General features: G+C 37.9%; 15 protein-coding genes and 1 pseudogene. 13 read left to right on the top strand and 3 right to left on the bottom strand.

Annotated features, from left to right (window positions below; translation table 11 throughout):
- Positions 1–19 precede the first annotated feature (19 nt).
- Both J2S08_RS12315 and J2S08_RS12320 read right to left on the bottom strand, forming a co-directional pair.
- The gene (locus tag J2S08_RS12315) at positions 20–784 is read right to left on the bottom strand and encodes an SDR family NAD(P)-dependent oxidoreductase (protein ID WP_307229909.1); all 765 of its coding nucleotides are present in this window, start codon (positions 782–784) and stop codon (positions 20–22) included.
- A gap of 271 nt (positions 785–1,055) precedes the next feature.
- The gene (locus J2S08_RS12320) at positions 1,056–2,225 is read right to left on the bottom strand and encodes a bis-aminopropyl spermidine synthase family protein (RefSeq protein WP_307229911.1); all 1,170 of its coding nucleotides are present in this window, start codon (positions 2,223–2,225) and stop codon (positions 1,056–1,058) included.
- Between the two features lie 697 nt (positions 2,226–2,922).
- Here J2S08_RS12320 and J2S08_RS12325 point away from each other — a divergent pair.
- The 12 genes and pseudogenes from J2S08_RS12325 (at position 2,923) to J2S08_RS22545 (ending at position 16,255) form a co-directional block, all read left to right on the top strand.
- Complete coding sequence (locus tag J2S08_RS12325) at positions 2,923–3,750, top strand: M15 family metallopeptidase (protein WP_307230055.1); 828 nt, start codon at positions 2,923–2,925, stop codon at positions 3,748–3,750.
- Positions 3,751–4,184: 434 nt separating this feature from the next.
- Complete coding sequence (locus J2S08_RS12330; protein WP_307229913.1) at positions 4,185–4,610, top strand: MarR family winged helix-turn-helix transcriptional regulator; 426 nt, start codon at positions 4,185–4,187, stop codon at positions 4,608–4,610.
- Positions 4,589–4,918, top strand: a complete 330-nt coding sequence (locus J2S08_RS12335; RefSeq protein ID WP_307229915.1) for a DUF3147 family protein — start codon at positions 4,589–4,591, stop codon at positions 4,916–4,918. Before J2S08_RS12330 ends, J2S08_RS12335 begins: the two co-directional genes overlap by 22 nt.
- 316 nt (positions 4,919–5,234) lie before the next feature.
- Positions 5,235–6,185, top strand: coding sequence for a sugar-binding transcriptional regulator (locus J2S08_RS12340; RefSeq protein ID WP_307229917.1), 951 nt, complete (start codon positions 5,235–5,237; stop codon positions 6,183–6,185).
- 17 nt (positions 6,186–6,202) lie between these two features.
- Positions 6,203–7,231, top strand: a complete 1,029-nt coding sequence (locus J2S08_RS12345) for a galactitol-1-phosphate 5-dehydrogenase (RefSeq protein ID WP_307229918.1) — start codon at positions 6,203–6,205, stop codon at positions 7,229–7,231.
- Positions 7,232–7,621: 390 nt separating this feature from the next.
- Entirely contained in the window at positions 7,622–9,148 is a 1,527-nt protein-coding gene (locus J2S08_RS12350; protein ID WP_307229920.1) for an FGGY-family carbohydrate kinase, read from the top strand.
- 338 nt (positions 9,149–9,486) lie between these two features.
- The gene (locus tag J2S08_RS12355; protein WP_307229923.1) at positions 9,487–10,977 is read left to right on the top strand and encodes a sugar ABC transporter ATP-binding protein; all 1,491 of its coding nucleotides are present in this window, start codon (positions 9,487–9,489) and stop codon (positions 10,975–10,977) included.
- A 132-nt stretch (positions 10,978–11,109) separates the two neighbouring features.
- Positions 11,110–12,075: an ABC transporter permease gene (locus J2S08_RS12360; protein ID WP_307229924.1), complete on the top strand. Its 966-nt coding sequence runs from the start codon at positions 11,110–11,112 to the stop codon at positions 12,073–12,075.
- 15 nt (positions 12,076–12,090) lie between these two features.
- Positions 12,091–13,098 carry a substrate-binding domain-containing protein gene (locus J2S08_RS12365; protein ID WP_307229926.1) on the top strand — a complete coding sequence of 336 codons (1,008 nt, stop codon included), beginning with the start codon at positions 12,091–12,093 and terminating at the stop codon, positions 13,096–13,098.
- A 75-nt stretch (positions 13,099–13,173) separates the two neighbouring features.
- Entirely contained in the window at positions 13,174–13,848 is a 675-nt protein-coding gene (deoC, locus tag J2S08_RS12370; RefSeq protein WP_307229928.1) for a deoxyribose-phosphate aldolase, read from the top strand.
- A gap of 682 nt (positions 13,849–14,530) precedes the next feature.
- Positions 14,531–15,313: pseudogene (locus J2S08_RS22540) on the top strand (MCP four helix bundle domain-containing protein); the annotation flags it as partial.
- On the top strand, positions 15,308–16,255 hold the full coding sequence (locus tag J2S08_RS22545; protein WP_370875683.1) for a methyl-accepting chemotaxis protein: 948 nt from the start codon (positions 15,308–15,310) through the stop codon (positions 16,253–16,255). The pseudogene J2S08_RS22540 and the gene J2S08_RS22545, both read left to right, overlap by 6 nt.
- A 78-nt stretch (positions 16,256–16,333) precedes the next feature.
- Here J2S08_RS22545 and J2S08_RS12380 read toward each other — a convergent pair whose 3' ends face one another.
- Positions 16,334–17,005: a CPBP family intramembrane glutamic endopeptidase gene (locus J2S08_RS12380; RefSeq protein ID WP_307229932.1), complete on the bottom strand. Its 672-nt coding sequence runs from the start codon at positions 17,003–17,005 to the stop codon at positions 16,334–16,336.
- Positions 17,006–17,406: 401 nt separating this feature from the next.
- On the opposite strand from J2S08_RS12380, the gene J2S08_RS12385 reads away from it, so the two are divergent.
- On the top strand, positions 17,407–18,027 hold the full coding sequence (locus tag J2S08_RS12385; RefSeq protein ID WP_307229934.1) for a DUF4879 domain-containing protein: 621 nt from the start codon (positions 17,407–17,409) through the stop codon (positions 18,025–18,027).
- Positions 18,028–18,070: the final 43 nt, after the last annotated feature.

An 18,070-nucleotide genomic window follows, 5' to 3' on the forward strand; every position in this document is an offset into this window, starting at 1 on the left:
GAGTGTTATCATATATTGATTAAATTGCTGTATAGCCACCATCAACTGGGATCATTGCTCCAGTGATGAATGAAGCTTCATCAGAAGCAACAAAGGCAATAGCATTGGCAACTTCTTCCGCTTTTCCTAAACGCCCTAATAAATACGCAGACTCATATTGTTTTCGTACTTCTTCAGTGCCGCCGTCGCCATCGATTAATTGATCAGCCATTTTTGTTTCTATCAGACCAGGGCATACAGCGTTTACTCGGATTCCATATTCTGATAATTCTACCGCTGAGCTTCGAGTAATCCCGACCATTGCATGTTTAGTCATAATATAGAGGTTGTGTGTTGCAGTTCCAATTAAGCCTGAGATAGAAGCCAAGTTAACGATATTACTTCCTGGCTGCTGCTTTAAGAAAGGAATTGCATGTTTAATACACATCATTGTTCCTTTAATATTTACACGGCTCATTTTATCAAAATCATCTGCTTTTACATCTTCCGCTTTATTATTCATAAAAATACCAGCGTTATTAACGAGTACATCAATTTTTCCATAATGTTCAGCAGCTTCTTTAAACAAACGTGCAATATCTTCTTCTTTCGTTACATCACATTTCATTGCTTTTACATTCATTCCACTTTTTTTTAATTCCTGTTCAGTTTGTATGAGCATCACTTCATCATAGTCAGACAATACGACTTTTGCGCCTTCCTGTCCACATTTAATTGCGGTTGCTTTTCCAATTCCTTGTGCTGCGCCTGTAATAACTACCACTTTTTCTGTTAAACGAGACATACTATCCACTCCTAGCTTCAATTTGTGAATCATGCTTGTTATAACATAAAAAACTATGTGAAATACTTCACATAAATAGTTTACCATATGTTGCCTTTCGACTCACTGTAGTCATTGACAAACCATCGAACATTTTCAAAAAGTAAAAGGTTGGTTTGAGTCTACCGGAGCTAAAGATGCTTTTGAAGCAACATATGAAAAAAGGACGTAAGCGTGCGGCGTTTTCACTTAGGGGGGCAAGCCCCCCACTCGTAAATATTGCTAAGTGCAATCAGTCAACCTCTTTTTTAGCAATAAGATCAAATGTATCATTTTTACAATTTGGACACCCTTGATTTTTTAGCTCTTCAATTGTGGAAATATCACGTTGAAAACCAACGAGAGTTGCCTCGCCGCATTGTTTACAACGATACGTTCGTACTGTTCTCTTCACTTCACCAGTATAAAGTGCGTCTTCAAATGGAGCAGTAAACTCAGGGGTTGTCTGATCTGTTGTTTTTAAAATAATCATTTGACTTCTGTTTCCGATCATTTGTGCCCCGTTATATTCGTTAAAACGCGGCAGCATTTCGTTGATTACGAGCCCCATTCGAACGAATTCTCGCTGCATAGCCAATGTGACGTCAGGTGATTTATGAGCAAATGATAAAAACATCGGCAATCCTTTCATTCTTTTTAAGGCACTAATTCCGCGAGAAACGAAGAGACTCATTCCTTGCAGTGTATAAGGCGGATCTGTGAAAAAACAGTCAAATTGACCAAGCATTTTTTCCGGAAGCGGCTGCCGGAGATCTACTTGGTGGCATTTTATTGGCAAACTTTCTTTTTCTGCAATTTCCCGAATAAAGCTTAAAAAGCGCTCATCAATATCGACTACATCTATAAACGCTTTATCCCCAGTTTCGTTTGGAAACAAACGTTTTAAAAGAAAGCCGAGCGATACACTAACCAAATCATCATCACCGACACATAAGATTTGCTTCCCAATAAGGGAATGCTCTTGCAAGCAAAGAAGCGCCCGTTTTAGACTCGTTTCTGGTGTACATGCCGATTGATCTATTTGGACATTTACTTGTGGACGTAATTGAAATAATGCTTCCAATTGCAACAACGTATCGGAGAATTCTCTCTTTAAGTCGACCGTATTTTCCATACATGTTTGATATAAGGCTTTGTTTAAACCTCTATATTTCCATTCATTTTCGATAAAAGTATTAGCCTCATTGGTGCATCGCACACCGCGATCCTGTTTCAGTACATCTGCCTTGATAAGTTCCTTTTTAATCGCAGTCGCAACCGGCACCGGCAACAATGCTTTACGTGCTAAGTTTTTAGTAGAAATGCCAGGTTTCAAATAACACTCTAATATTAGCTGCTCAATCACTGGAAATCCTTCTTGAAGACGTATGTTTTCACTTGCTTTTTCAATGTTTTTTCTCAATGGATTCACTCTTTCTTTTATATTTATTTCAACATATGGATGACAATAGGTGGAGATTCTATGTTTTCTAACCGATTACTCTATTTCAGAATATAGTAAAAAGGGTGAGATATACAGTACGAAAGTATATGCTGCCCTCACGTCAGCCGGCTTATTTTTTAGGGGGTGGCCTTCCTGTGCGAATTGGAAGCTTTGCAGCATTATCATAGTCAGAGTTGATGTAAAAAGGCAGAAAATGAACAATATCCATCTTCTGCCTAACTTTGAAGTAATGACTATCTAAAATAAAAACCATGCATAAAGAGCACAGTTTTTGCGGTCAATTGTGGAAACCGATATTCTTAATCAAGAATGGCTTCCTATCTCTCTTAAATAGCATAATCTTGTTCATTATAAGAAAACAATCATTAAAAATCAAGCGCTTAAGTTGCTAGGGAAATTAATTTCTAATAAAAGCATTATCTCTTTTGATATAATATATTTTCGGCTATTTTTTTACATAAAAAGATCGTTGGAATTGAGCATCATAAAGAATGGGTATAAGAAATAGTTGGCTTCGTTTTATAGGCTTCTCATGAGATATTGCACTTTTTTTATGTGGTGTGCTAAAAGCTTCTCGTAAAAAAATGAAACCTTTTCGATAAAATTGAAGTCTAAAGTATTGTAAATGCGAGATGTTTATAAAATTATAGGAGGAATAACATTGCGTAGACTGATACATACATCTTTGTTGTTAGTATTCTCCTTCTTTCTGTTTGTTGGGTGTGATCATCAAAATGATACAAAAATGAACGATGATTCAAAGCCAAAATCTGAAATGAATGAAGATGAGAAACAAGATTTAACTGAAGCTGAAATGGATGAAGTGGAAACGGAAGCACCAGTTAAAGAAACACAGCAAGATGCCAAACAGGGCAATACAAATCAAGTAGCTGCAAATCCTGCTAGTATCGCTGTCCTTGTAAATAAACAGTATGCACTGCCAGAAAACTATCATCCGAATGATTTAGTCTATCCTGAAGTTCCTTTTCTTTTTGAAGAGAAAATCGAAAAACGTATGATGCGGAGCGAGGCTGCAAGTGCACTTGAAAGTTTATTTGCTGGAGCTAAAAAAGAAAGCATCCATTTAGCGGGTGTCTCGGCTTATCGTTCACATGCCACTCAAACATCGTTGTTTGATCGTTATGTAGAAAGGGATGGCATGGAAAAGGCAAAACGTTATAGTGCGGTGCCAGGTCATAGTGAACATGAAACAGGATTGGCAATCGATGTCTCTGGAAGTGATGGACGATGTGCAGTAGAAGATTGCTTTGCAGATACGGAGGAAGCAGTCTGGCTAGCAAACCATGCATGGGAGTACGGGTTTATTATTCGCTATCCTCAAGGGAAAGAGGAGATTACAGGATATCAGTATGAGCCTTGGCATTTGCGTTATGTAGGCTTAGATATCGCTAAAGAAATCCAACAAAGCGGGAAGACATTGGAAGAATACAGTCAAACGATTTCAACATCAAAGGAAAAATAATTTTAAAATAAACTTTTATACCACTTCGTAGAAGGCGTTGAAGTATGATCGAAAAAGCAATTGAAACGATCGACATACAGAAGACGCCTTTTTTGAGGTGCAGTTAGAAAAGTTGTTCATCTAAATAGAACCCTTTGTCGATGTTTTGTTAAGCAAATCACAATTTTTTTCCCTTTTGTTGATGGTGGTGTTGTCGGCGACCAACAGTATCTACGAAAGAAAATGGAGAAGTTTATCATAACCGTACTGTGAAGAACATGTTGAGGTGACCATTAGAAATAAAGAAATACCGCTTTAAGTGAAAAACTGCTTAGTTAAGGAGTGTCTTAATCTCTTCTCCTCTTATTTTTCAATCATGTAAATTGAATCATTGGAAAATATATCGTATAATACGATTAATTCGTAAAATACGATATAAATTAGGAGGGTTTGTTTTGGAGCAATTTGATCAATTAAATCAAAATTGGACAGATATTTATTATTATTTACATTATCCTCACACAGAAAAAATATCGCATCAACTGATTAGGATTCTACAACAAATAGATAAAGAATCTACTGTAAGCATAAAACAAATAGCAGAACGCTTGCATATTTCACAAAATACTGCTTCTGAGCATGCGAAACGTTTATTGGAAAGAGGTTATATTAAAAAGGAACGATCTTCCGCAGATGAGAGAAAGGTTATGCTTACTCTAACAGATGAAGGGAGAGAGTGTGTAAAGAAAAACACGATGCTTGATGATGAAAAACTTCGGATCATATGGAAAAGTTTATCGAATGAAGAAAGAAAGAAAATAGAAGTTGGCTTTCATATTCTAAGCAAGGAGGCAAAAAAGTGTTTTTCTTCATCAAAGTAATTGCCTCCGCTATTATCATCGGAATCATTACATGGATAGCAAAGAAAAACCCTGTATATGGCGGCTATATTGCCGCTTTGCCGCTTGTTAGTTTGTTAAGTATCATGTGGCTATCACTACAAGGGGAGTCATCAAAAGCATTGAGCCATTTTATTTCTTCTGTTTTATGGGCTTTTCCTGCAACAGCCATATTGCTGCTCATTGTAAAGGTAATGATTAAACACGATATGTCATTGCCATTTGCGCTGCTGGTGGGTACTGCTGGATGGGCAGCCGTTTTGTGGGGACAGCACTTGTTAATAAGATAATGCATATGTTCAAAATGAAAAAGACTGGGCCAAAAGTACCTCGGATCCGTTTTTTTCTTTTTTTAATTTTTTTCCAGAATACAGCATTAATACTGTTATGATAGTAAATATGATTTTTTCTATGGAAAAACCGAGTAAAAGTACTAGTTTTTTCCCTTATTTTACTAAATCGTTTGAAATTTTGTTCAATATTCATTCTTTAAATATTTTGACTTTGAAAATAAAGGTTTGTCATATTATAATGATTTCGAACTATATTTGAACAAATGTAAAGGTCATGTGAACAAAATTTCTTCAGATGGGGGGAATTATTTCTTTGTACTCGAAGCAAGAAATGATCAAAGTTGCTAAGCTTTATTATGAGCTTGGGCTTACTCAAAAGCAAATTGCAGAACAATTAAGTTACTCACGTCCAACAATTAGCCGTATTTTGGAAGCTGCTATGAAGTCAGGCATTGTCGAAGTAAATATTCGCTATTCTCTAGATTCAGTCGATTATTTATCAAAACAGCTCCAACAAAGATTTGATTTGAAAAAAGCTTTTGTTGCTCCAGTTTTTGTTAATAAAGCAGATCTTATTATGGCCGATGTTGGTAAAGCGCTTGCAAATTATTTATATGATATATGTCAAGAAAACGATATTTTAGGAGTTTCATGGGGGAAAACATTGACTTGTGTGGCAGATCATTTGCAGCCAAAGAAAGTACCTTCCATGCAAATTGTCCAATTAAACGGAGGGGTTGCACAAAACTCCTTTGCAACAGGATCAATGACAATATTAGAGCATTTCTCGAAAAATTTCGATGCTGACGCCCATCTTTTATATGCTCCAACGATTGTAGACTCAGAGGAAATTGCTCATGTACTAATGACAGATTCTAATTTACAAAGAGTCATTGCACTTGGGAAAAAAGCAAATATCGCTGTTTTCGGCATTGGAAGACCATCTTATGATTCTGTTCTATATCAAGCAGGTTATTTTAAAGAAGATAGTTACCAAACATTGCTTAAAAAAGGAGCAGTTGGAGATATTTGTTCACGTTACTATAAAATTGATGGTTCGCTAGTGGATCAAAATTTAAATAAACGAACGATTGGTCTGCAATTAGATGAATTACAGCAAAAAGAGCATGCTATTGCGATTGCAGTTGGAACAGAAAAAGCACAAGCAGTATTAGGAGCTTTGCGAGGCAAGTTTCTCTCCACATTATTTGTCGATGAATACTTAGCCAAGGAAATCATTCACCTTGACCAAGCTATGAAATAAAGGAGGCGTAATGGACAATGTATGCAGTTAAATTATACGAACCAGGTGTCTTAAAGTATGAAGAAGTGCCTGTACCTAGAATAGACGATGATGAAGTACTAATTAGTGTCAAAATGATTGGAATTTGCGGATCAGATATCCCGAGGGCTTTATATAAAGGTGCTTATTATAAAGGAATTACATTAGGACATGAATTTTCTGGGCAAATTGTTGAATGTGGTGCAAAAGTACAAGGTTTTGAGGAAGGCAATAGAGTCACAATCGCACCGTTGATTCCTTGCTATGATTGTGAATATTGTAAAGAGGGGTTATTTTCGTTATGTGAATCGTATAATTATTATGGCTCGAGAACGGATGGAGCAATGGCAAATTTCATTAAAGTAAAAGCAGGGAATTTGTTAAAGCTTCCGGATGAAGTTTCCTATGAAGCAGGAGCTATGGTCGATCCTGCTGCCAATGCTGTTCATGGTTTATGGAGAGGCAACGTATCAGAGGGGGATACTGTTGTTGTGGCTGGTTTAGGTGCAATTGGATTATTTGCAGTTCAAATTGCAAAAGAAATGGGAGCAAAACATGTCATTGCGATCGATATTTTTGATGAAAAGCTAGCAGTTGCGAAAGAAGTCGGCGCTGATTTAACGATTAATTCAAAAACAGAAGATCCAATTGCCATCCTTGCTAATCAGTCAATAAATTGTGTTTTGGATACTTCGGGCTCGCCGATTGCTCAAAATCAAGCAGTCGCCATTAGTGGAAAAAGAGGGAAAGTTGTCTTTTTAGGTATCTCAAATGAAGAACTAATATTAAGTAAAGAAGCGGTTGATCGCTTACTTCGCTACGAAATTAGTGTAACTGGCTCTTGGAATTCCTTTTCCAATCCTTTTCCTGGAAAAGAATGGGCCTATTCTATTGAGTTAATGGCGCAAGGAAAAATAGAGGTCGAGCCGCTTATTTCACATCGTTTTCCAATTGAGGAGACGCCGGAAGTGTTCCAAAAAATTAAAAAGAAACAATTGGTATTCAATAAAATTTTGATCCAACCTTAAACAAAAAATAAAACATCAAAGGCTAAATGCCGTACATCTGATCAGAGAACTCATTCAGCACGTTTGCCATCAGTAAATCAGATGGAATCGCTGCTTCCCCTGATTCAACATAGGCGGGGAGCTTGACATATAAAGTTTTAAGTGAAAGCAGAGATTGCATGCCTAAAGCATAGCGTCTTGCATGCTCTTCCTTTATTTTGTGGAAGATGCCTCTTGTCTTAAAGCAACGGGATTGAAATATTTATGGTGGAAATGCGTATTGTATTCGCGGCGATTTTTGCAGCATTCACATTCCCTACATATCAGATAGGAATGATATAGCCTGGCGCTTAGAGCAGGGCAATACAGACAAGAGATGCGAGAGAAAAAAATAAACGTGGTGAAGAGTTGATGCAGAAACATGGATATTTCCTTGGTATAGATGTAGGAACACAAAGTTTGAAAATTGGTATATACAATCATGCTGGCAAGAAGTTTTATCAGGATCAGCAGCCATATCCGACTTATTTTGATCATGCAGGTTGTGCGGAGCAAGATGCAGAAGATTGGTGGGCTGCACTATTGACTATTATGAATCGGGCAAAAAGTGAAGTGGATTTAAATCAAATAGCAGCATTGGCTGTTTGTGCAACCTCCTCGACTGTTTTGTTAACGGATACAAATGGAAGACCTTTGAGAAGAGCAGTATGTTGGATGGATCAACGGGCAACTCCTCAAGAGGAGTCTATTAATTCTGTAGAGGATGCACATGTGCAGGATATTTTGCAATATGCTGGTGGCAAAGTTTCTGGAGAATGGATGACAGCCAAATCAATCTGGTTTAAAGAGCAAGGCCTTCTTACAAAAGGGCGGTATTTATTTGAACAATTAGACTGGTTTAATTTTCGCCTAACTGGGAAAAGGGTTGCATCAAAGTGCAATGCCAGTTGTAAATGGAATTATATTGAAGGAAAAGATGGATTTTCACCATTATTTTTTGAAAAAATAGGTTTTCATGACTATACTGCTTATTGGCCTTCTGAAGTGGTGAAAGTTGGCGGGAAAATCGCCGGCTTAACGGATCATGCAGCAGCACAATTAGGATTGAAAAAAGCAACACCTGTCTATCAAGGTGGGATAGATGCCCATGTGGGGATGATTGGTTCGAATGCGATTTCGAAAGGAAAAATGAGCTTAATTACAGGTACTAGCTTTGTTCATCTTATTCATCATCATGAGCCTGTGTTTCAGCCGGGTTTATGGGGGCCTTATCAAGCACCTTTAGTAGATGGCCACTGGCTGCTGGAAGGCGGGCAGTTATCATGCGGTTCATTAATTTCATGGTTTTTTAAAGAATTTGAAGAAGGCGTTAAAACGAACGGCAAGTTCAATCAATTAATTGCTGAGTGCCAAGATATTTCACCAGGAAGCGAAGGGCTAGTCATGCTTGATAGTTGGCAGGGCAACCGTACTCCATATCGAAATCCTCATGCTTCCGGCGGACTAATTGGTTTAACATTAGCCCATTCTAAATATCACATTTTTAGAGCTATTTTAGAATCGACTGCCTACGGGACAAAGCATGTCATTGAAACCTTTCAAAAGGGAGGTATTACTGTTGATCGAATTGTTGCAGGTGGAGGCGGTACGAAAAATGAGCTGTGGATGCAGATCATTAGTGATGTAACAGGAATTTCGATTGAAACAACAACCGATACAGAAACTGGTGCAAGAGGAGCAGCTATTATTGCTGCTTATGGAGCAGGATATTTCACAAATTTATTTACAGCAGCAGACCAAATGGTGCATATTTCAAAAACATATTCTCCTAATCGTACCATGACAATACGGTATCAAGATTATTACCAGCTTTATTTAGAACTCAATCGTACGTTATTTCCAGTGATGAAAGAGCTTAGACATTTATCTCCTATTTAACGCTTCAGCATGTAAAAGTGGAAGGAGACCGAGTGGGTTAACGCTCACTAAGTTAGAGTTCAGACGATGCTGTATATGAGCGCATGAAAGGTGCGGTTCTCCATTAGATCATATTACCTTTGATTAGAAGGGGCAAAGCTTATAAGAAATTGACACCTAAGAGGAAAAAATAATACTGAGTTAAGCGTTGCGACTGGCTAATGGCGCTTCCTAAACGGTTATCGGACGAAAGTGAATGTTCATTGCGAGAAGATTCTATTCTTGCTTGTAATCCCTTATCGTAAACCATAAAGGATACATGATTGATCGAATGTTTACTTGATGAAAGGAGGCATTACATGGGTCCAATGTTGCAAATGAAAGGAATTTCAAAAAGCTTCCCAGGTGTAAAGGCATTGAATCGGGTTGATTTTGCTGTCAAACCTGGAGAGGTTCATTGCCTAATTGGGGCAAATGGTGCTGGAAAATCCACCTTAATGAAAATATTATCCGGTGTCTATCCGATGGATGAGGGAGAAATCATCATTAACGATGCCACTGCCAACATTCATTCACCAAAGGACAGCAAGGCGTTGGGGATTGCAACAATTTATCAAGAATTATCTCTAGTAGAAGAACTATCTGTAGCTGAAAATATTTTTTTAGGAGAATACTTGCAGCCAAAGGGAGGTTTCGTTAGCTGGAAACAGTTGAAGAAATCTGCGCAAGCGTTGCTGGCCGAGTTAAATATTCACTTGTCCCCTGAGCTTCCTATTAGAGCCTTAAGCATGGGGACGAAACAAATGGTTGAAATAACAAAAGCAATTGCCAGCCAATCAAAAATTATCATTATGGATGAACCTTCTACAGCTTTATCAGAGGGTGAAGTAAAAACGCTGTTTCGCGTTATTAGGGATTTAAAAAAACGAGGCATAACAATTATCTATATATCTCATAAACTTGACGAACTATTCACTATTGGTGATCGTGTGACAGTGCTTCGGAACGGAGAATGGGTTTTTACGAAAGAGATGAAAGAAATTAGTCAAACCCAGCTAGTTGAAGCGATTATTGGCAGAAAGATGGAGAAAGATCGCAAAGCTGCCAAAAAAACAGAACATAAGGAAGTATTTTTAACAGTTCAAGGCTTTAAAAATGAGAAGCTCAAAAATATATCTTTTGATGTGAAAAAAGGAGAAATTTTGGGTTTGTACGGTTTAGTGGGCGCTGGCAGAACAGAGTTGTTAAAAGCGATTTTTGGCGTCGATAAGCTAATAGAAGGAAAGTTAAGCATCAACAACCAAGTACAGCAAGTAACGTCGCCGCAAAAAGCGATTCAGCTTGGTATGGGCTATGTTCCAGAAAATCGGAAAACAGAAGGAGCCATTTTAGATTTAAATGTGAAAGAAAATGCGATCCTGCCTTCGTTAAGCAAGTATGCTCAGTTTGGATTTTTAAAACAGCTTCGGATTGAGCAAGCTGTAAAAACGCAAATTAATCGTTTGAATATTAAAACGAGAAATCCTGATGCACTTATGAGGAATTTAAGCGGCGGCAATCAGCAAAAAGTAATCATTTCTAAATGGCTGATTCACGAATCGAGATTATTATTGTTTGATGAACCGACACAAGGTATAGACATCGGTGCAAAGGATGAAATATATACCATCATCAAGGAATTAGCGGAAAACGGAACAAGTGTCATCGTAGCATCTTCTGAAATCGAGGAACTTCTTCTTCTAAGTGATCGTGTTCTTGTGATGTATCATGGAGAGGTTGTCCATGAATGTAAATCTCCGCTTGAGCAAAAGGATGAAATTCTTCATTCGGCGGTAGCAGGAGCCATCTAGAAGGCAAACTAAAAAAGTGCTTTGCCCTTTACCCTGCTTTGGAAGAAAACAAGGGATAAAGATATGAATAAACTGTCTAATTGATGAATTCTCATACATTGCAGCACACACTTTATAGAAGGAGGAGACAAAATGAGCGAAACAATATCAGCAGTGTCGCCAAAGAAATCACTGGGGCTCTACATGAGAAAATACAATTTATTATTATTATTTTTAGTGTTTTTCTTATTAGGGGCTCTTTCATCGCCAAAGTTTATGACGATGCAAAATTTGTTGAATATTTTACAGCAGTCATCATTTGTAGGCATCGTTAGCATTGGTATGACTTTTGTTATCATCGTTGCTGGCATTGACTTATCAGTTGGGTCTGTACTTGCTCTAAGCGGCATGGTGGTATCGTTACTACTCGTTAGTGGAATGAATCCGATATTAGCTATTATGCTTACACTAATTATCGGAGGGCTAATAGGAATGATGAGTGGATTTTTTGCGACAAAACTTCGAGTGCCAGCCTTTATCGCTACTTTAGCAGTGATGGTTTCCGCTAGAGGATTGGCTTTATTGTTAACGGACGGCAAGCCAGTTTATCATTTACCAGATTCATTCCAAGTATTGGGAGGAACTTTATTTAATAAAATACCAATTGTTGGTGTACTTTGGGTGCTGCTAACTATTTTAGCGATGGTGATATTAAATTACACCACTTTTGGGAGAAAGCTTTATGCAATTGGCGGGAATGCGGAATCTGCAAAACTTTCAGGAATTCAAGTGAATAAATATACTTTACTTACTTTTGGCATTTCCGGTATAACAGCTTCTATAGCTGGAATCATGATGGTTGCTTGGTTAACTGTTGGCCAGCCAACAGCCGGGCAGGGCATGGAGCTAGATGCAATTGCTGCTGTCGTTCTAGGCGGCGCCAGCCTATTTGGCGGCAAGGGAGGTGTTGGTGGAACTTTCGTTGGTGTACTCATTATGAGTATGATTACGAACATCTTTAACCTACTCGGATTATCTTCCTACTATCAATCTATTTTTATGGGAGGAATTATCGTAGGAGCGTTAGTATTAAATCAATTTGTCTTTAATAAAAAATAGAAAGAGAGTTGAAACGTGTTGAAAAAATTTTCGATAGGATTCATTCTTTCCGTTATGATGCTAGTCTTGGCTGCCTGTGGGGGCAATGATAATGACGCGAGTACCGATAGTGGAAGCAAAAAAGACACTAGTAAAAAAGATGCTGACATTACAATTGGTTTTTCCCAAGTAACGCAGGAATCTCCTTTTTACATTTCATTAGTAGAGGGGGCAAAAGAAGAAGCAGCTAAATTAGGCGTTGAATTGATTGTGATTGATGCTCAAAACGATATTGAGAAACAAAATGCAGATGTTCAATCTCTATTAACAAAAGGAATTGATGCGCTCATTTTGAACCCGACGAATCCATCAGCGGTTTCGCCATCGATGAAAGCAGCAAAGCAAAACGATGTTCCAGTCATTACAGTTGATAGAAACACGAATGATCAACCAACTGCTTATGTAGGAAGAGACAATGAAGAAATGGGAAGACTGGCAGGTGAAAAAGCAGTAGCGTTATTAGGCGGTGCTGGCAGCGCAAAAGGAAAAATCATCGAGCTGCAAGGAGATGCGGGTGGTACCGTTATGATGGCGCGCCATGCAGGTTTTCATGAAATGATAGAAAAGGAAGCTGGCATTGAAGTAATAGAAGGTCCGTATAATGACTACATTCGTGCAAAAGCAGTTACTTCCATGCAGGACTTGCTTCAAGCTCATCCAGATGTTGATTTAGTATATGCGCACAATGATGATATGGCACTTGGTGCATTACAAGTATTAAAACAAGCTAATTTACTAGATCAAGTATCGATTGTCGGAATTGACGGCTTGATGGAAGCTATTAAACATATTGAAGACGGCCAATACGATGCTACAGTGTTAAATGATCCAATTACAATGGGGAAACTAGCAGTCCAAACGGCTGTGAAAATTGTAAAGGGAGAAGAAGTCGACAAGTATATTGATGGTGGTACAGCATTAGTTGACAGTTCCAATGCGGGCGAATATTTAAGTGATGAATATGAGTTCGCAGTAATGGAATAGTGTTCCCTCCACAAACATGCAAATGAAGGTGGAGACTTAGCTGCAAATAAAAGAGAAAATGGACGGAGGATGAACATGAATATCAATACTTACATTGACCACACGCTATTACATCCAACGGCAACAGAAGCTGATATTAAATCATTATGTGATGAGGCAATAACACATCAATTTAAATCTGTTTGTATCCAGCCTTCCTATGTGAGCGATGCTTATCAATTACTGAAAGCCTCGTCTGTTAAAGTGTGCACTGTCATTGGCTTTCCACATGGAGCGAACACGATGGAAGGAAAAATATTTGAAGCAAAACAAGCAATTGTAGATGGCGCCAGTGAACTAGATTATGTTGTTAACTTAGGCCACGTAAAAAATAAACGATTTGATTTAGTTGAAAAAGAAATGGCGGCTTTTGCGGAATTAAAAATTTCCCAAGATCACCTTGTCATAAAGATTATCTTGGAAACATGCTACCTTGATAACCACGAGATTACGGAGCTATGTCAACTTGCGAAAAAGCATCGTATTGACTTTGTCAAAACATCGACAGGCTTTGGAACGGGTGGAGCAACACTGGAGCATGTACGTCTCATGAAGCAAGAGGCAGGCGAAGTGATTGCTGTCAAAGCATCCGGTGGAGTGCGTACTTATGAAGATGCGATGCAAATGATCGAAGCTGGTGCTGTACGTATTGGAACGAGCAATGGGATTGCGATTGTGAAGAAGACGTCCAGTCAATCAGAAAGTTATTAAATTCCAAAAATGAAGAAGTGATAGCTAAGTTTTCATCAGTATAAACCTAGTGATTTCCTTGGAACCTTTTCGCTTTTCCACTAATTGGATTTCAGTTTCCTTCTCATATGAGTGAAACGAGTGGAAAGGTTCTATCAAATGTTTTTTCAGGGGGAAGAGTCAGCTAGTGTTATGCCAAAACTCGCTCTGTGATTAACTCAGAAGCTAGTCTGTGCTCCTATTGAACGTACAAATTATTTGAAAAAATGTATATGATCACTTGGCGGTATTTTCTATGAAAAAACCCCGCATTTAACAAGCCGTATCTCCTATCTAAGCGAAATAAATCAGAGGTGTTAGATGGGGGATAACGGAACAAATGTCTGATTGGCTCCGGCCTGGAGAACTAGGAAAGCTATGGCAATGATGCATGCGATTTCCTTTTGCATGCGGTCTTAGCATTTGTTGGTTTTACCTGTTGTCCAGTTGGGGATAAGAGAAAACCCAACTGATGGAAACTTTACATGGATAGTCGTTCTGTATTGCAGGCGATTTTTCCATCGTAATAGATAACGATGAGGGTACATGAAAAAACGAGGGGATTAAATAGGGGATGCGAGAACTGACAATCGTTCAATCCAAAAAATAATCAAGGCAAAGAGGGGGCACTATCAGTTAAAAAATAAAAACTGGAGTGAGTTCAGTGAAACAAAGAAAAGATAAGAGTGTATTGTCCGGGAAAATCACCATTGGGAAAAAGCTAGTAGGAGGGTCTCTGACAGTTCTTTTCTTATTGTCAGTTATTGCTGTCGTCTCCATTATGCAAATTTCAAAAGTGAATACCACTTATATAGATTTAATTGAAGACAGCGTACCAAAAGTAACTGCTGTACAAAATCTCAAGGAAGAAGTATATAAGCAAGCCAATGCAGTGAATGGCTTTTTGTTGACTGGCGATCAAATGTACATAAATGAGTTTGAAGCATCAATTGGCATTTATCATGTTATTTTAGATGATCTGTCCGCATCATTAGCATCAGAAGAAGGCAAGCAACTGTTAGTCGAGTTGGATGACATGCAGCATGAATACGAGGACCATATTTTAGAAACGATTGCACTAAAAAAAGCGGGAAAAGAGGAAGAATCTTTATCCATGCTGAGAGGCAAGGTCAGTTATACAGGTTCTAAATTCTTGCAAAAAGCGAATGAGATGGTTGGTTTTCAAGAAGAGCAATTGGATAATGGAAAGAAAGATGCAACAATCCGAACAGAAGTTGTGAACAAAACAGTGATCATCACTAGTATCATTGCTATTATCGTTGGCTTTGTTATCAGCATACTCATAAGCCGCCAAATCTCTAGTCCCGTTGCGAAAGTATCGTCTGCTATAAATCGGTTAGCGAAAGGCGATTTTTCAATTGAAAAAATAAAAGTGAAAAATCGTGACGAAATCGGACAGCTGGTAGCTTCACTTAACAAAATGGTGGATGACTTGCGTACTGTCATCTCACAAGTTTCTCATGCTAGTACACAAGTTGCCTCCTCAAGCGAGGAACTGTCATCTTCCTCTGAACAAAGTACTTCAGCGGCTGAACAAGTAGCGTACATCTCTCAGGAAAATGCTAAAGGATCTGAACAGCAGCTTCATTATTTTCATCAGGCGGCCGCATCCATCCAGGAAATGTCTGCTGGCATGGAACAAATATCGAATGCGAGTGAGTCCATGCTGCAATCCGCAGAAGATGCAGCAGCTGTTACACAAAATGGCACCAAATCCATTGAAAGTGTGGTACTGCAAATGAATGACATGTATTCTTCAGTTGAGGAGACAACAGGGTCGATCCGTTCTCTCGGCGAGCATTCTCGACATATTAGCAGCATTGTCTCGCTCATTACAAATATCGCTGATCAAACCAATTTGTTGGCTTTGAACGCGGCTATCGAGGCTGCCCGTGCTGGCGAACATGGCAAAGGCTTTGCAGTTGTAGCAGATGAAGTACGTAAATTAGCAGAAGAATCAAGAGAATCTGCAGATCAAGTGAAAAAAATTGTTGATCAGATTCAACAGGAAACGGAAACAGTGGTGAAAGCAATGGAACGTAATAATGAACAAGTAGCTGAAGGTCTCAACCATACACAAGAAACGAAAAATGCTTTTGTTGAAATCGAAAACTCTTTCCAAACGGTTACTGGAAAGGTGCAAGATGTATCAGCCGCAGTAGAAGAAATGAATGCGCTTAGTGAACAAGTCGTTCACACTATTGAAAAGATAGAACAGATTGCTCAAGAAGGATTAAAAGCGTCACAGGAAAGTTCCGCAGCTTCAGAAGAACAGCTGGCAACAACAGAGGAGATTGCTTCATCTGCGCGATCGCTGGCAGTGCTGGCTGATGAGATGCAGCAAGTTGTCTATCGGTTTAAAGTGTAGGGAAAATGTGGCAAGTAGAATGAAGGCTGACAACCAGCCTTCATTTTAAGTTTTTCTTTTTTGCAGTAAAACAGGATGTCATATCATACTAACAAAAAAATTATGGAAGGAATGCAAAATAACAACCGACCAAATCGAACCTGTCTTTTTATACACCAATCCAAAGATTAGGCCAACCAGAATAATATATATATGACTCCATAAATCGAAGAATACACCTTTGTAAATCCAAATTGGGTAGTGCACGATTAGAAATAAGAAGGCAGCGATTATATTTGCTTTCCAAAAGCTCAATCTCTTATTAAATTCTTGTAAAATTAAACCTCTAAATACAATTTCTTCTGTAATTCCAACCAAAAGAATACCATTAAGATAGCTGCCTAAGGATAATTTAAAATTAAATGCTTTTTCATTTAAAATATATACGATGAAGGTAAAATATAAACCTAATAGAAGGGAAAGAACGATCCCCCATAATATCCCCTTTTTTATATTAATATTCATTTTCAAATAGTTGCTCGGGTTAGAGTGTAAGTACCACTTTATGTATAACCAAACTGGAACTATCCAAACGGAAATCTTAATCAATGCATTTAAAAAGGCAGATGTAACCTCACCTAAAGGATAGATATACTGTACTAACCATAACTCTTTAAAAGTCCAAACAGAGTAAAAGACTAATATATACATTAAAAATAGTTTTACATCATTTTTGTTTGCTTTACTCTGTAAATGTAATGCCGATTTCATTATTTTCCTCCCAAAATCTATACGCATATTTTTGCATTTATAACACATAAACAATACCATATTACACCACTTATTAAAAATGTTCTATGCCTTGTTATTTATGTAATTTTTAGAATAAAGTGTTGATCATTTTAGATCATAAAGACAATTGTTTTTCCTTTTTATCCCACATCTAACTGGCAGTAAGACCTCCACCTCAAGAGTAAGAGGAATCGAAGAAGTCTAGGTGGGGGATAACTGCCAGTAAATGTCCGATTGGTTCAACTAACCATCAGTGGGGGATAAGAGAAAACCCCCACTGATGGAAGTTTCACTTTATTTACAATAATGATATTTAATATTTACATTGTTGGAAAATATAGTATAATAATCTTGATAATAGAAAAAAAGGAGGAATATTGATGAAACGATTAAAACTATTTTCATTGTTGACAGTTCTTATCATTTCGTTAGGGATTGGTGGAGTGGTTCAAGCTAGTGAATTTGATGCAGCAGAAAAACATGAGGACGATTTTTTGAAAAAAGAAATGGCTAGTATTCAAGAGGAGTATCCAGAGGCTACATTTGAGAAAATTAGTTTGGAAGAATACAATGCACTAAAGGAGAGTATGAAAGAAAACCAGTTGGATTACACATACCCTTCTTATTATCCTGCTCCTCCAGTAACTTCTGTATATATTCGAGCGATAGAATCAGCAAATGGATATGAAAATGTCATCAATAAGTACGAGACTGTTCCAGTGAAAGGTAAAGTCAGTATTTCGACAATGGAAATAGGATATGGTGCTAGCAAGCATTGGCTCGGGAATGTTTTTATGGGGAATAACCCTAACTTTCATATTCAGATTTATGCCATTGATTTGACTGGAAATGGATATGCAGATGCGTTTCATCATACTGTAACCTTTGATTCTGACAAACATATTGGACCGAAATCTTCAAAAGTATACCAATTTGAAACAGTTTCATATAACTATCCTTGGAATTTAATGAGTACGTGGATTAACATTGTTCATGAGTAAAAGCATTGGGTTATTATAAATTCAAGCAATGGAGCTGTCCTGG

Origin of the sequence: Bacillus chungangensis, from assembly GCF_030812995.1 — a bacterium.
Taxonomy (GTDB): Bacteria; Bacillota; Bacilli; order Bacillales; family Bacillaceae_C; genus Bacillus_CF; species Bacillus_CF chungangensis.